This is a genomic window from Viridibacillus arvi (genome assembly GCF_001274945.1).
Classification (GTDB): domain Bacteria; phylum Bacillota; class Bacilli; order Bacillales_A; family Planococcaceae; genus Viridibacillus; species Viridibacillus arvi.
Genome location: NZ_LILB01000005.1, coordinates 823,142 through 839,468, shown reverse-complemented (window position 1 = coordinate 839,468; position 16,327 = coordinate 823,142). Strand labels below are relative to the sequence as shown.

Below are 16,327 nucleotides of genomic sequence, written 5' to 3'. Positions count from 1 at the left end.
CGCAATTAGGGTGGTACCGCGAGATAATTCCTCCTCGTCCCTTTTTTGGGACGGGGAGTTTTTTATTTGCAAAAAAAAAAGGAGGATTTATATGGAATATAAAGATACGTTATTAATGCCGAAAACAGATTTCCCGATGCGTGGAAATTTGCCGGCTAATGAACCGAAAATTCAAGAAAAATGGGAAGAAATGGACATCAATGCGTTGGTGCTAGAACGTACAAAAGATCGCCCAGCATTCATCTTACATGATGGTCCTCCATACGCAAATGGTGATCTTCATATGGGGCATGCATTAAACAAAGTATTAAAAGATATGGTTAATCGTCACCGTTCAATGACTGGTTACTTCGTTCCTTATGTACCAGGTTGGGATACGCATGGTCTACCAATCGAGCAAGCATTAGCTAACAAAGGTGTAAAACGCAAAGAAATGACTACAGCGGAATTCCGTAAACTTTGTGAAGAGTATGCTTACGAGCAAGTTGATCGTCAAAGAACTCAATTCAAACGTATTGGTGTACGTGGTGACTGGGATAATCCATATATCACATTACAACCAAAATTCGAAGCGCGTCAAATTAAAGTATTTGGTGAAATGGCGAAAAAAGGTTATATCTATAAAGGTTTAAAACCAGTTTACTGGTCTCCATCAAGTGAATCAGCATTAGCTGAAGCAGAAATCGAATACCAAGATATCAAATCGCCATCTATCTATGTTGCATTTGGTGTAAAAGACGGTAAAGGTGTAGTTAATACTGATGAAAGTTTTATCATCTGGACAACAACGCCTTGGACAATTCCTGCGAACTTAGGTATTTCCGTGAATCCAGAATTCACATATGCTGTAGTAAAAGTAGCTGATAAGAAATTTATCATCGCTAAAGGTTTACTTGAAAAAGTAGCAGAAACGTTAGAATGGGAAAACTACGAAATTGATCGTGAAATCGCTGGACAAGATTTAGAATACGTTGTAGCAGCTCACCCTATATACGGCCGTGATTCATTGATTATGTGCGGAGATCACGTAACACTTGACGCCGGTACTGGTTGTGTTCATACAGCTCCTGGACATGGTGAAGACGACTTTAACATAGGGAAAAAATACGATATCGGTATTTTAAGCCCAGTTAATAACCGTGGTGTATTAACTGAAGAGGCTCCTGGCTTTGAAGGATTGTTCTATAATGATGCCAATAAAGAAATAACAAAAGCATTAGAAGAAAAAGGAGCATTACTAAAACTTTCATTCTTCTCGCACTCATATCCACATGACTGGCGTACAAAAAAACCAGTTATTTATCGTGCAACTGCACAGTGGTTTGCATCAATTGAAGCATTCCGTCCTGAATTGTTACAAGCAATACGTGATACAAACTTTACACCTTCATGGGGTGAAACACGTCTATTCAATATGATTCGTGACCGCGGGGATTGGTGTATTTCTCGTCAACGTGCTTGGGGTGTTCCAATTCCAGTATTTTATGCTGAGAATGATGAACCAATTATCACTGAAGAGACAATTGAGCATGTTGCAAATCTATTTAAAGAACACGGTTCTAACATTTGGTTCGAACGTGAAGCAAAAGATTTATTACCAGCAGGCTTCACTCATCCAGGTAGCCCAAATGGCGAATTCACTAAAGAAACCGACATTATGGACGTTTGGTTTGACTCAGGTTCGACACACCAAGGTGTATTAGAAGAACGCCCAGAATTACGTTACCCTGCAGACCTGTATTTAGAAGGCTCTGACCAATACCGTGGATGGTTTAACTCTTCACTTATTACAAGTGTTGCTATAAACGGGCATGCGCCGTATAAAGGGTTACTTTCTCACGGTTTCGTATTAGATGGCGAAGGTCGCAAAATGAGTAAATCTATCGGGAATATTATCGCTCCTATCAAAGTAATGAACCAATACGGTGGCGATATTCTACGTTTATGGGTAGCATCAGTAGACTACACAGCTGACGTTCGTATTTCTATGGACATCATGAAGCAAGTTTCTGAAGTATACCGTAAAATTCGTAATACGCTTCGATTCCTACATGGTAATGTGAGTGACTTTAATCCGGAAACAGATCGCGTAGCATATGCAGACCTTCGTGAAGTAGATCGCTATATGTACATGAAATTACAAGATGTGATTAAAGCGGTACGTACGCATTATGATAACTATGAATTTGCAAGCGTATATCACATAATCAACAACTTCGTAGCAACTGAGTTAAGCTCATTCTACTTAGATATTGCAAAAGATGTTGTCTATATCGAAGGTCAAGATAATACAGACCGTCGTGCAATGCAATCGGTTATGTATGATACATTACAAGCATTATTAAAATTATTAACTCCAATCATCCCACATACAACAGATGAAATGTGGTCGTATTTAGATAACACAGAGGCAGTAAGTGTTCAATTAACTGATATGCCAGAAGCTGTTGAACAAGAAGATTTTGAAGCTTTACGCACGAAATGGGCTCAAATTATAACTGTTCGTAATGCAATTTTAAAAGCTTTAGAAGAAGCGCGTAACGCGAAAGTAATCGGTAAATCATTAGAAGCAAAAGTAACTGTCTTTGCAGATGAAGCAACTACGGCTTTACTATCAGACCAAGATATTAATTTTGCTCAATTGAATATCGTTTCAGAATTCGTTGTAGGCGGTGAAACTACACAAGCTCCAGCAGAAGCAGTTGTAGTTGATAACGTAGCTGTTCTTGTAGAAAAAGCTACAGGTGAAAAATGTGAACGTTGCTGGTCAATTTCTGAAACAGTTGGTCAAAGTGAGTCACACCCAACATTATGTGCAAACTGTGCGGATGTTGTAGAAAAATACTATACTGAAGCATAATAAAAAAATGAGCATCCGATAATTTTATCGGACTGCTCATTTTTTAAATGAAAAAGCTGAAATAACATAATAGTATATTTACCTGCTTATGTGAGGGATTTTTTCAGCTATTATTCATTGAAAGCGGTTTTTTGTTGCAAAAAGAAGTATATTATGAGTAGTTTTTTTCATTCATAGCCCTATTATGTTAAAATGGTTAAGATATAGAGTAAACGGAGGATATTGCGGTGTATAAATATTATGGGCTAGCAGCTTTTGTAGTAATTATCGATCAACTATCAAAATGGAGTATCGTTAAAAACATGCAACTTGGTGAAAACATCATGCTATGGGATCCGTATTTTGGACTTCTTTCGCATCGTAATCGCGGAGCAGCATGGGGAATGTTACAGGGACAATTTTGGTTATTTGCACTTGTTACGGTAGCTGTAATAATCGGTATTCTTTATTATTTTCATAAAGAAGCAAAAGGAAAGCCATTATTTCAAGTGAGCTTAATGTTCCTATTAGGTGGAGCGATTGGTAATTTTATTGATCGTGTGTTTCGCGGTGAAGTAGTGGATTTTGTTAATGTTCTAATCCCAGTTATTAATTATGATTTCCCGATTTTTAATATTGCTGATGCAGCGCTAACAATTGGTGTTGTGATGTTAATTATTTATATGCTCTTTGAAGAGAAACTCAATCAGAAAAAGGTGAAGCAATGACAGCAGTAAGTTATACAGTAATGCAAGAATTGAATGGTGAGCGTATTGATAAAGCATTTGCAGCAATGCAACAAGACTGGTCACGTTCTCAAATTCAAGCTTGGTTAAAAGATGGAATCGTTATGGTAAATGATGAGCCTGTTAAAACAAAATATAAAGTAAAAGAAGGGGACGTTATTTCAGTAACTCCTCCAGAAACAGAACCACTTGAAATAGTAGCGGAAGATTTAAATTTAGAAATCGTCTATGAAGATAGCGACGTAATTGTAGTTAACAAGCCAAAAGGCATGGTCGTACATCCAGCGCCAGGTCATGCAACTGGTACTCTTGTAAATGGACTAATGTATCATTGCAAAGATTTATCAGGCATTAATGGTGTAGCCCGTCCAGGAATCGTGCATCGTATTGATAAAGATACTTCAGGTTTATTAATGGTTGCCAAAAACGATAAAGCACATGAATCATTAGTACAGCAACTTGTAGATAAGACAGTAACTCGTCGTTATACTGCGCTTGTTCATGGTCATATCCCACACGACAAAGGAACGATTGATGCTCCGATAGGTCGTGATTCGCGCGATCGTCAAAAAATGGGTGTTGTTGATAATGGAAAGCATGCGATTACGCATTTTACTGTAATCGACCGTTTAGGAGTGGATTACACTCTTGTCCAATGTAGACTAGAAACAGGACGTACACATCAAATCCGTGTCCATATGAACTATATTGGTTATCCATTAGCGGGTGATCCAAAATACGGGCCGAGAAAAACGCTCGACTTTGGTGGACAAGTTCTACACGCTGGTGTATTAGGCTTTATCCATCCTTCAACTGGTGAGTATTTAGAATTTGAGGCGCCATTACCAGCCGATTATGAAGAGTTATTAAAAGAATTGAAAAGTAACTATTGACATTTTAAGTCCTAGAGTAATATACTTGTCGTAGTGAAAAACTAAATATTCACCTTTAAAGACAGTCCAGAGAGGCTGAGAAGGTATGCGTGAAATGTGGAAAATCCTTGTGATGCAAGTTTTTTCGGCACATCTTAAGTACACCTATATCCTCTTGGGCTCATTGCTCAAGAGGTTTTTTTATGCCCATAATGAAAGGAGGAAAAATAATGACACAGAAGGCAGTATTACTTGATGAACCTGCTATGAATCGTGCTTTAACTCGAATCGCTCATGAAATCATTGAACGCAATGAAGGGATCGATGAGTGCATTTTAGTAGGTATTAAAACGAGAGGCGCTTATTTAGCAAGAAGGTTAGCGCAAAAGATCAATAGAATTGAAGGTAAGGAAATTCGTACCGGAGAACTTGATATCACACTATATCGTGATGATTTATCAACAAAAACAGACAACGAAGAGCCACTAGTACAGCAAGTTGATATTACGGACAACGTATCAGAGCAAAAAATCATTCTTGTAGATGATGTGCTATACACAGGTCGAACAGTAAGATCAGCGATGGATGCGGTCATGGACTTAGGAAGACCTTCACAAATCCAACTAGCCGTATTAGTCGATCGTGGTCATAGAGAACTACCTATTCGTGCTGATTACGTAGGGAAGAACATTCCAACATCAGGAAATGAAAGAATCGTAGTTAACATGGTTGAAGTTGATGCTACAGATTGCGTCACAATTCACGAATAAGCAAGGTAAAGAATGTGAGGATAACAGGATATGGCAAACGCAGTATTAGATATAGATGAAAAACCAAAAGCACTACAACTTATTACACTTAGTGCTCAACATATGTTTGCGATGTTCGGCTCAACAATATTAGTACCTAAACTTACTGGTCTAAGCCCGGCGATGGCCCTATTAACAAGCGGTATCGCAACGCTGATATTCTTATTAGTAACAAGATTTCAAGTCCCTGCTTACTTAGGATCTTCATTCGCTTTTATTACACCAATTATCTTTGTATCAAACACGGGTGGTGTTGGAAGTGCGATGATTGGATCAATGTTCGTCGGTTTAACTTACGGCATAGTCTCACTACTCATTTGGAAAACGGGTTATAAATGGATTATGAAGTTATTACCGCCAATCGTTGTAGCGCCGGTTATTATGGTTATTGGTCTAGCTCTTGCAACTGTCGCAGTTGATATGGCGATGAATATTCCAGATGGTAACGGTGGGAAGATATATAGTTTCCCTGACTTCTCTGCAGCACTAGTTACGTTAGCAGCAGCCATTATTTGTACAATCTTCTTCAAAAATATCGTTAGCACTATGCCAATTCTAATCGGTTTAGTAGTGGGTTATATATACTCAGCAGCAATCGGTATTGTTGACTATACTGCAATTGGACAAGCAAAATGGTTTGCACTTCCTGACTTCTTAATCCCAGGAATAGATTATGAATTCAAAGTGACAAGCACATTGCTTCTTGCGATGGTGCCAATCGTGATTGTCACAATTTCAGAACATATTGGCCACCAATTAGTATTAGGCAAAGTTGTAAATCGTAACTACATTAAAGAACCTGGTTTACATCGTTCACTATTAGGTGATGGTTTAGGAACACTAATGAGCGCTTTCATCGGTGGACCACCGAAGACAACTTACGGTGAAAACATCGGCGTCCTTGTATTAACAAGAGTATATAGTGTGTACGTCATCGGTGGCGCAGCAATCTTAGCGATAGTGATGGCATTCTTTTCAAAAGCAATGGCAGTTATCGAAACAATTCCAACTTCAGTGTTGGGTGGTGTGTCAATTCTATTATTTGGAATCATCGCATCTAGTGGTCTACGTATGCTAGTAGAAAATAAAGTAGATTTCGATGATAAGCGCAACTTAGTCATTGCATCAGTTATCCTGATCTTTGGAATCGGTGGCGCAACATTGAAAATACCGCAAGTTTCTGACACATTTGCAATTGAAGGTATGGCCTTAGCAGCTATCGTCGGTGTCATTTTAAACTTAGTACTACCAGGTCGCGATAAAGAAGTCGCTGATTTGGATGAATAACATTTAAATACTGTACCTTTTAACAGATTGCCCAGAGAGGCAAAGAAGGGTTATATAGATTCGAAAGCATGCGCGAAAGCGCTATGCTTATCCTGTCATATCCTTCCTCAGCCTCCCTACTAATCTAGGGAGGCTTTATTTATAAACTAGGAGGCTCATGATGAAAAACTTACTGTCAATGGATGAAGTATCAAAAGAAGAAATTATGCTGATTTTAAACCGCGCTGCTGAATTTGAAGCAGGTGCGAAGCCGCAACTAGAGAAAGAATACTTTATCGCAAACCTATTTTTTGAGCCAAGCACAAGGACAAAAACATCATTTGAATCAGCAGAAAGAAAAATAGGCGCTACAGTAATTCCATTCGATGCAGGCTTCTCAAGCGTGCTAAAGGGTGAAACATTGTACGACACAGTAAAAACGATTCAACAAAGCGGTATAGATGCAGTCGTTATTCGTCATAAACAAGATGCATACTACGAAGAGCTTTTAGCAGGTTTGGACGTATCAATTATCAATGCTGGTGATGGTGCCGGGCAGCATCCTTCTCAATCTTTGCTTGATTTATACACAATATTCAAAGAGTTCGGGAAATTTGAAGGCGTCAATGTTACAATTGCAGGTGATGTTTCTCATAGTCGTGTTGCAAAATCAGATGCAACAGCACTTACTACTTTAGGAGCAAACGTCAACTTTGTTTGTCCTCCAGAGTGGCAAGGTGAGTATGAGGCGCATCAAGATTGGGATCAACTAATCGAAAAGAGTGATGTCATAATGCTACTTCGGGTACAACATGAACGTGAAGCAGCATATGATGGATTCACAGTTGAGTCATACAGAGAAAGATATGGCTTAACTGAGGAACGTGAAAAAATGATGAAGGATGGAGCAATAATTATGCACCCGGCACCGATTAACCGCGGTGTAGAAATTGATTCATCATTAGTAGAATGTGAGCGTTCAAGAATCTTCTCTCAAATGCGAAACGGATTATTCATCCGCATGGCAATACTAGAACATATTTTAAAGGGGCGAGGCTAATATGACAAAATTACTGAAAAATGTTCAAATGTTAAATGAACAAGGCGAGTTTCAATCAACAGACATCCTAATAGAGGATGGAAACATTAAAGAAATCGGTGCTTCAATCTCAGCTGAGACTGCTGAAGTAATCGAAGGTAAAGGTCTTGTCGTAGCCCCAGGATTTGTAGATGTACATACTCATCTTCGTGAACCAGGTTTCGAACATAAAGAAACGATTGCAACGGGCACAGCTTCAGCTGCAAAGGGTGGCTTCACAACAATTTGTGCAATGCCTAACACAAAGCCCGTACCAGATTCAATTGAAAATCTGGACTACATAAATAGTTTGATTGAAGATAGTGCAGTCATTCGTGTGTTACCTTATGGGTCTTTAACAGTCGCACAATCTGGCGACAAACGCACAAACTTAACAGACTTAAAAGCACATGGTGCAGTTGCATTCTCTGATGATGGTGTTGGTGTACAAGAAGCAGCAACGATGTTTGAGCAAATGAAAGATGCAGCGAAAATTGGTATGGCAGTCGTTGCTCACTGCGAAGATAATTCATTGATTTACGATGGCGTGATGCACGAAGGTACTCGAAATCAAGAGTTAGGGTTGCCGGGTATACCATCTGTTTGTGAATCAGTGCAAATTGCTCGGGACGTTTTACTAGCTGAAGCAGCAGGTGCACATTACCATGTATGTCACGTATCAACAAAAGAATCAGTAAGAGTGGTGCGCGATGCAAAAGCTGCGGGCATTAACGTAACTGCGGAGGTATGTCCTCACCATCTTCTATTAGAAGAAATGGACATTCCTTCTGATGATGCAAACTGGAAAATGAATCCACCATTACGTGCGAATGATGACTTACAAGCATTACACGAAGCATTACTTGATGGCACGATTGACTGTATTGCAACAGACCACGCACCACACACGGTTGAAGAAAAATGCTGTGGTATGGTAGGTGCACCATTCGGCATTGTCGGTTTTGAAACAGCATTCCCACTACTGTATACAAAATTTGTTGAAACAGGTAAATGGACATTAAAACAATTAATAGATTGGATGGCCGCAAAACCAGCTGAGTTATTCAACTTACCGTATGGCAAGATAGAAGTTGGCGCATCGGCAGATTTAATCTTACTTGATCTAAATAAAGAGCAAACAATTGATGCTGAAGGTTTCGTATCAAAAGGTAGAAACACACCATTCAATGGATGGACAGCAAAAGGCTGGCCAGTAATGACAATCTTTGAAGGTAACATCGTATGGGAGGAAGCACAATGACAAACAGAAAGTTAATTTTAGAAAACGGTATTGTATTTGAAGGACAAGCATTTGGTAGTGACCTAGCATCAGACGGAGAAGTTGTATTTACAACAGGAATGACAGGCTATCAAGAAACATTGTCTGACCCATCATTTGCAGGACAAATTGTGACAATGACATATCCGTTAATTGGTAACTACGGTATTAATCGTGATGACTTTGAAACAATTGATCCTGCAATAAAAGGATTTGTTGTTCGCGAATTAGCGCAAACACCATCAAATTTCCGTTGTGACACAACATTAGATGAATTCTTCAAAATGAAAAAAATCCCTGGTATTGAAGGGATTGATACAAGAAAGTTAACTCGTTTGATACGTGAAATGGGTTCGATTAAAGCTACTTTAACTGCAGCAGGAGAAGAAGTAGATGTTGAAAAGGTAGTAGCAAAGTTAAAATCAACTACATTCCCAACAAACCAAGTAGAGCAAGTTTCTACGAAAACACCGTACCCAAGCCCGGGTCGAGGTAAAAAAGTTGTATTAATTGATTTCGGTATGAAGCATGGTATTTTACGCGAGTTAAACAAACGTGACTGTGATGTCGTTGTAGTTCCTTACAATATGCCAGCAGAAGAAATTTTAGCTTTATATCCAGACGGTATAATGTTATCAAATGGACCTGGAGATCCAAAAGATGTTCCAGAAGCAATTGAAACAATAAAAAACCTAATCGGAAAAGTGCCAATCTTCGGTATTTGCTTAGGACACCAACTTTTCGCACTAGCATGTGGAGCAGATTCGTTCAAACTTAAATTTGGACACCGTGGTGCCAATCATCCAGTAAAAGAACTAAAAACTGGGCGCACTGAACTAACTTCTCAAAACCATGGCTATGCAGTCGATCCAGCTTCACTAGAGGGAACTGATTTAGAAGTTACTCACCTTGCATTAAATGACGGAACAATTGAAGGTTTAAAACATAAAGAATACCCAGTATTCACAGTACAATATCACCCAGAAGCATCGCCAGGACCAGAAGATTCAAACCACTTATTTGATGAATTCATCGAGTTAATGAATGTAGATACTAGAAAGGAGCAACACCATGCCTAAACGTCAAGATATCAAAACCATTTTAGTAATCGGGTCAGGCCCAATCGTAATCGGACAAGCTGCAGAATTCGATTATGCAGGAACACAAGCATGTCTATCATTAAAAGAAGAGGGCTACCGCGTCATTTTAATTAACTCAAACCCAGCAACAATTATGACGGATACGCAAATCGCAGATAAAGTATACATCGAACCAATTACATTGGAGTTTGTATCACGTATTATCCGTAAAGAACGCCCAGATGCAGTCCTACCAACATTAGGTGGCCAAACGGGCTTAAACATGGCTATTGAATTGCATGAATCAGGTATTTTAGATGAACTAAACATTGAAATCCTTGGTACAAAACTTGATGCCATTAATAAAGCAGAAGACCGTGATTTGTTCCGTAACTTAATGTACGAATTAGGAGTTCCTGTACCAGAATCAGACATTATCCACAACTTAGAAGAAGCACACGCTTTCGTTGAAAAAATTGGTTATCCAGTAATCGTTCGTCCAGCATTTACGCTTGGCGGAACTGGCGGTGGTATTTGTTATAACGACCAAGATTTAAATGAAACTGTTACATCAGGTTTAAAATATAGCCCGGTAACACAATGTTTATTAGAAAAATCAATAGCAGGTTTTAAAGAAATTGAATATGAAGTAATGCGTGACTCTAAAGACAATGCAATCGTAGTATGTAACATGGAAAATGTTGACCCAGTTGGAATTCATACAGGGGATTCAATTGTAGTTGCACCATCTCAAACTTTATCAGACCGTGAATATCATATGCTACGTAATGTATCGCTTAAAATCATTCGAGCACTTAAAATCGAAGGTGGTTGTAACGTTCAACTTGCCCTTGATCCACATAGTTTCAACTACTACATTATTGAAGTAAATCCACGTGTATCACGTTCATCAGCACTTGCTTCAAAAGCAACTGGTTATCCAATTGCGAAGCTTGCAGCGAAAATCGCAGTCGGTTTAACACTAGACGAAATGATGAACCCTGTTACGGGTAAAACTTATGCATGCTTCGAACCGGCACTAGACTATGTTGTGGCGAAAATTCCACGCTGGCCTTTCGATAAATTCGAAAATGCAAAACGTAACCTAGGTACTCAAATGAAAGCAACTGGTGAAGTAATGGCAATCGGCCGTAATTTCGAGGAAGCTATGCTAAAAGCGGTTCGTTCACTTGAAACTGGCCATAAACATATTGAAATGAAAAATCCTGAAGAGTTGTCAGATCAATGGATTGAAAAGCGTATTCGTAAAGCAGGAGATGAGCGTCTATTCTTCCTGGGAGAAGCATTGCGTCGAGGCGTGACAATCGAAACAATCCATGACTGGAGTCAAATCGATTTATTCTTCTTAAATAAATTTAAAAACATAGTGGATTATGAAACTGTATTAAAAGATTATCCGCATGACAAAGCCGTATTGCGCCAAGCAAAACGTATAGGTTTTGCAGATGAAACAGTTGCGAAACTTTGGAATACAACAGAGTCTGCTATCTACGATTTCCGTAAAGAAAATGGCATCATACCAGTTTACAAAATGGTAGATACATGTGCTGCTGAATTTGAATCAGAAACACCATACTTCTACGGTACTTACGAAGATGAAAATGAATCAATTAAATCAGAACGTGAATCTGTAATCGTGCTTGGATCAGGTCCAATACGAATCGGTCAAGGGGTAGAATTTGACTATGCAACAGTACATTCTGTATGGGCGATTAAAGAAGCAGGATACGAGGCAATTATTATTAACTCAAACCCAGAAACAGTTTCAACTGACTTCTCAATCTCTGATAAGCTATACTTCGAGCCATTAACAATCGAAGATGTTATGCACATCATTGATCTGGAACAACCAAAAGGTGTTGTCGTACAATTTGGTGGACAAACAGCTATTAACCTAGCAGATAAACTAGAAGCAAGAGGCGTGAAAATTTTAGGAACATCACTAGATGCAATTGACCGTGCTGAATCACGCGATCGTTTTGAGGAAGCACTACACGAAATCGGTATCCCACAACCAATGGGTAAAACGGCTACTTCCGCAGAAGAAGCGATTGTTATTGCTAAGAGAATCGGATTCCCAGTTTTAGTGAGACCATCATATGTACTAGGTGGACGCGCAATGGAAATCGTTTATAACGAAGAAGAACTACAATATTACATGGAGCATGCGGTTGAAGCTAGCCCAGAGCACCCAGTATTAGTTGATAGATACTTAACTGGTACAGAAATTGAAGTAGATGCGATTTGTGACGGTGAAAACGTCTTGATCCCAGGTATTATGGAGCATATCGAACGTGCAGGTGTTCACTCAGGTGACTCGATTGCAGTATATCCACCTCAACAACTGTCTCAAAAACATATTGATACATTAACAGACTATACAACACGTTTAGCTAAAGGGTTGGAAATCAAAGGTTTAATGAACATCCAGTATGTAATTTCTGATGACGAAGTATATGTTATCGAAGTAAACCCACGTGCATCTCGTACAGTACCATTCTTAAGTAAAATTACGAATTTACCAATGGCGAATATTGCAACAAAAGCGATACTTGGTCAATCAATTGTGGAGCAAGGTTACCCAACTGGTTTAGCTCCGATTCAACAAGGTGTGTACGTGAAAGTACCGGTATTCAGCTTTGCTAAATTGCGTCGAGTGGACATTACATTAGGGCCTGAAATGAAATCAACAGGTGAAGTAATGGGTAAAGATAGCACGCTAGAAAAAGCACTATATAAAGGTCTAGTAGCAGCTGGTATGGATATTAAGGATCACGGTTCAGTCTTAATGACAGTAGCAGACAAAGATAAAGAAGAAGCAATTGCTTTAGCTAGACGCTTTACGAATATCGGTTATAGTATTCTAGCAACACCAGGTACTGCAAAAGCAATTGAAGAAGCAGGTCTAAAAGCAAGTGTTGTTGATAAAATTGGATCAAATGGTCCAACTTTACTAGACGTTATCCAAAATGGCGGTGCTCAATTAATCGTCAATACATTAACAAAAGGAAAACAACCCGCACGTGACGGTTTCCGTATCCGCCGTGAATCAGTAGAAAATGGGGTTCCATGCTTAACATCTCTTGATACTGCAGAGGCAATGCTTCGAGTAATCGAATCTATGACCTTTACAGCTGAAGAAATGCCTAAGCAGGAGGTGCGAGGATGATTCACCAAGAACGTATGCAAGTTGTACGCCAACAGCAAATTGCTGAGGATATTTTTGAGCTGACTTTAACGGGTCAGCTTGTCCTTGATATGAAACAACCGGGTCAATTTGTCCATATACGAGTAACGGATACATTTGAACCTTTATTAAGAAGGCCGATTAGTATCGCGTCAATTAATCATGAACTATTACAGTTCACAATGATTTACCGAGCAGAAGGTCGAGGTATGACAATCTTATCTGCAAAACGACCAGGTGAAGAAGTAGACGTACTTGGCCCACTAGGACATGGTTTCCCTGTAGAAGAAATAGAGCCAGGGCAAACAGCACTTTTAGTTGGAGGTGGTATTGGCGTTCCTCCTTTGTATCAGCTATCAAAAGAATTGCATGCAAAGGGAGTACGCACGATTCATGTACTAGGATTCCAATCTGAAAACAACGTCTTTTACGAAAAGGAATTTTCCGAGTTAGACGACACATATATAGTAACTGCAGATGGTAGTCAAGGAACAAAAGGATTTGTCACAGACTTATTAAGAGATAAAGCACCAGAATTTGATGTTTTTTATAGCTGCGGACCAACTCCGATGCTAGGGGCATTAGAGCAAACTTATCCTGATAAAAAAGGATTCCTATCCTTTGAAGAACGCATGGGCTGCGGCATCGGAGCTTGCTATGCTTGCGTATGTAATACAACAGATGCAACAGAAAAAGAATACTTGAAGATTTGTTCTGACGGTCCAGTCTTCCCGAGAGGAGTTGTGAAGCTATGAATAGATTACAAGTCGAATTACCAGGCCTATCATTAAAAAACCCAATTATCCCAGCTTCAGGCTGCTTCGGATTTGGACAAGAATACGCACAACTTTATGATCTATCAAAGTTAGGTGCAATAATGATTAAAGCAACAACTTTAGAAACACGCTCTGGCAACCCAACACCACGTGTTGCTGAAACAGCAGCAGGTATGTTAAATGCCATTGGCTTGCAAAATCCAGGTTTAGAGCATGTTTTAGCACATGAACTTCCATGGTTAGAAAAATATGATGTGCCGATTATTGCTAATGTGGCTGGAACAGAAACGGCCGATTATGTAGCAGTAGCAGAGGCTATTTCAAAAGCACCAAATGTACATGCATTAGAGTTGAATATTTCATGTCCAAATGTTAAATGTGGTGGGATTCAATTTGGTACAGATCCGAAATCAGCTAGTGACTTAACGGCAGCAGTAAAAGCGGTATCAGATGTACCTGTATATGTAAAATTATCACCCAATGTAACGAATATTTCTGAAATCGCTAAAGCTGTAGAAGCGGGCGGGGCAGACGGTATTACGATGATTAATACATTAATCGGTATGCGTCTGCATCCGAAAACAGGAAAACCTATTATTGCTAACGGTACGGGAGGTTTATCAGGCCCAGCTGTTAAACCAGTAGCAATTCGTATGGTCCATGAAGTAAGCCGAAACGTAAATATTCCGATTATTGGAATGGGCGGAGTTGCAACTGCAGAGGATGTTATCGACTTTCTATCTGTAGGAGCAAGTGCGGTAGCAGTAGGTACTGCAAACTTTGTGGATCCATTCGTCTGCCCAAATATTATAGAAGCATTACCACAAAAGCTAGATGAATTAGGTTATGACAAATTAACAGATGTAATTGGAAGGAGCCACCGCTAAATGAATAATAAGCCTATTATCGCGTTAGATTTTCCAGATGAACAGAAAGTAATGACATTTCTTTCACAGTTCAATGAGCCACTATTTGTGAAGGTGGGTCTTGAGCTTTATTTACAAGCAGGGCCAGACATCATTCGCGAAATTAAAGCACAAGGTCACGACATTTTTTTAGATTTAAAACTACATGATATTCCAAATACGGTGAAATCAGCGATGAAGGGCTTAGCAAAACTTGGTGTGGACCTAGTCAATGTCCATGCTGCAGGTGGTTCAAATATGATGGCTGCTGCTCTTGAAGGATTAAAAGAGGGAACTGAGGAAGGTAAACAGCGACCAGCTTTAATTGCAGTAACTCAATTAACCTCAACAACTGAAGAGGAAATGCAAAACGAGCAAAAAATCAATTTGTCTTTAGATCAATCAGTATTGCATTATGCCAAACTTGCAAAATCAGCTGGTTTAGATGGTGTTGTGTGCTCTGTACTTGAAGCAAAAGCAATCAGCGAAGTATGTGGAGAAAGCTTCCTAAAAGTAACACCAGGTATTCGTATGGCTGGCGGTGCTGCACACGATCAAAAACGCGTTGCTACACCTGATTTTGCACGCCAAGAAGGATCGACGCAAATCGTTGTAGGTCGTGCTATTACACAAGCAGAAAATCCAGTTGAAGCGTACCACGCTGTTCAACAATTATGGGGAGGACAACAATAATGACAATTCAAAAAGAAGTTGCACAAGGTATGTTAGAAGTAGGGGCGGTAGAGCTAAGCCCGAATGATCCATTTACATGGGCATCAGGTATTAAATCACCAATCTACTGTGATACACGTTTAACGATATCGTATCCAAAAGTACGTACAACAATCGCAAACGGCCTTGCATCACTTATTACAGAAAACTTCCCAGAAACAGATGTAGTAGCTGGTACAGCAACAGCGGGAATTCCACATGCAGCGTGGGTAAGCGACATTTTAGACTTACCAATGGTATATGTACGTTCAAAACCAAAGGAACATGGACGTGGGAACCAAACAGAAGGAAAGCTTTCTGAAGGGCAAAAAGTAGTTGTCGTAGAAGATATTATTTCAACAGGTGGGTCTAGCATTACAGCAGTAGAAGCACTTCGTCGTGAAGGCGCCGAAGTACTTGGTGTCGTTTCGGTATATTCATATAAACTACCACGTGCTGAACAAGCTTTTGCAGAAGTGGGTGTTCCATACTATTGCTTATCAAATTTTGAAGCATTAGTTGAAGCGGCTAAAGAATCAGGTGCTATTAATGAATCAGACATTCCAGGTTTATTGCAATGGCATGCTGATTTAAAAGCAGGTAAATTAAAATAAAACCAATATAGGTGCTTTTTAAACTAGTAAGAGAAAAGGAATTCTCTCTTGCTAGTTTTTTTATTGTATAAAATTCTACTTTATAAAGGATCCTTTAAATGAAAAAAATAATTGTATATATGTTGCTTAATTATGGAAAGTGTTT

The 16,327-nt window shown here is 39.3% G+C and carries 13 protein-coding genes and 1 other annotated feature (1 of these 14 only partly in view); all 13 genes read left to right on the top strand.

What is annotated here, in order from left to right:
- Positions 1-45: a binding site (T-box leader), on the top strand; it begins 181 nt to the left of the window's first position.
- A gap of 46 nt (positions 46-91) precedes the next feature.
- The gene (gene ileS / locus AMD00_RS13365) at positions 92-2,860 is read left to right on the top strand and encodes an isoleucine--tRNA ligase (RefSeq protein WP_053417525.1); all 2,769 of its coding nucleotides are present in this window, start codon (positions 92-94) and stop codon (positions 2,858-2,860) included.
- Positions 2,861-3,087: 227 nt separating this feature from the next.
- Positions 3,088-3,567, top strand: coding sequence for a signal peptidase II (lspA, locus tag AMD00_RS13360; protein WP_053417524.1), 480 nt, complete (start codon positions 3,088-3,090; stop codon positions 3,565-3,567).
- Positions 3,564-4,478, top strand: coding sequence for an RluA family pseudouridine synthase (locus AMD00_RS13355; protein WP_053417523.1), 915 nt, complete (start codon positions 3,564-3,566; stop codon positions 4,476-4,478). Before lspA ends, AMD00_RS13355 begins: the two co-directional genes overlap by 4 nt.
- A 209-nt stretch (positions 4,479-4,687) precedes the next feature.
- A complete protein-coding gene (gene pyrR / locus AMD00_RS13350) occupies positions 4,688-5,227 on the top strand; it encodes a bifunctional pyr operon transcriptional regulator/uracil phosphoribosyltransferase PyrR (RefSeq protein WP_053417522.1) in 540 nt (179 codons plus the stop codon).
- 30 nt (positions 5,228-5,257) lie between these two features.
- The gene (locus tag AMD00_RS13345; protein ID WP_053417521.1) at positions 5,258-6,553 is read left to right on the top strand and encodes a uracil-xanthine permease family protein; all 1,296 of its coding nucleotides are present in this window, start codon (positions 5,258-5,260) and stop codon (positions 6,551-6,553) included.
- Between the two features lie 160 nt (positions 6,554-6,713).
- Positions 6,714-7,592 (top strand): aspartate carbamoyltransferase catalytic subunit, encoded by an 879-nt coding sequence (locus tag AMD00_RS13340; RefSeq protein WP_053417520.1) that lies wholly within the window; start codon positions 6,714-6,716, stop codon positions 7,590-7,592.
- A gap of 1 nt (position 7,593) precedes the next feature.
- Positions 7,594-8,871, top strand: a complete 1,278-nt coding sequence (locus tag AMD00_RS13335; protein ID WP_053417519.1) for a dihydroorotase — start codon at positions 7,594-7,596, stop codon at positions 8,869-8,871.
- A complete protein-coding gene (locus AMD00_RS13330; RefSeq protein ID WP_053417518.1) occupies positions 8,868-9,968 on the top strand; it encodes a carbamoyl phosphate synthase small subunit in 1,101 nt (366 codons plus the stop codon). Before AMD00_RS13335 ends, AMD00_RS13330 begins: the two co-directional genes overlap by 4 nt.
- Positions 9,961-13,158 (top strand): carbamoyl-phosphate synthase large subunit, encoded by a 3,198-nt coding sequence (gene carB / locus AMD00_RS13325; protein ID WP_053417517.1) that lies wholly within the window; start codon positions 9,961-9,963, stop codon positions 13,156-13,158. Before AMD00_RS13330 ends, carB begins: the two co-directional genes overlap by 8 nt.
- Complete coding sequence (locus AMD00_RS13320; RefSeq protein ID WP_053417516.1) at positions 13,155-13,931, top strand: dihydroorotate dehydrogenase electron transfer subunit; 777 nt, start codon at positions 13,155-13,157, stop codon at positions 13,929-13,931. Before carB ends, AMD00_RS13320 begins: the two co-directional genes overlap by 4 nt.
- Complete coding sequence (locus AMD00_RS13315; RefSeq protein ID WP_053417515.1) at positions 13,928-14,839, top strand: dihydroorotate dehydrogenase; 912 nt, start codon at positions 13,928-13,930, stop codon at positions 14,837-14,839. The genes AMD00_RS13320 and AMD00_RS13315 overlap by 4 nt, the downstream gene beginning before the upstream one ends.
- On the top strand, positions 14,840-15,550 hold the full coding sequence (pyrF, locus tag AMD00_RS13310) for an orotidine-5'-phosphate decarboxylase (RefSeq protein WP_053417514.1): 711 nt from the start codon (positions 14,840-14,842) through the stop codon (positions 15,548-15,550).
- Positions 15,550-16,182, top strand: a complete 633-nt coding sequence (gene pyrE, locus AMD00_RS13305) for an orotate phosphoribosyltransferase (RefSeq protein WP_053417513.1) — start codon at positions 15,550-15,552, stop codon at positions 16,180-16,182. Before pyrF ends, pyrE begins: the two co-directional genes overlap by 1 nt.
- The last annotated feature ends 145 nt before the right edge of the window (positions 16,183-16,327 follow it).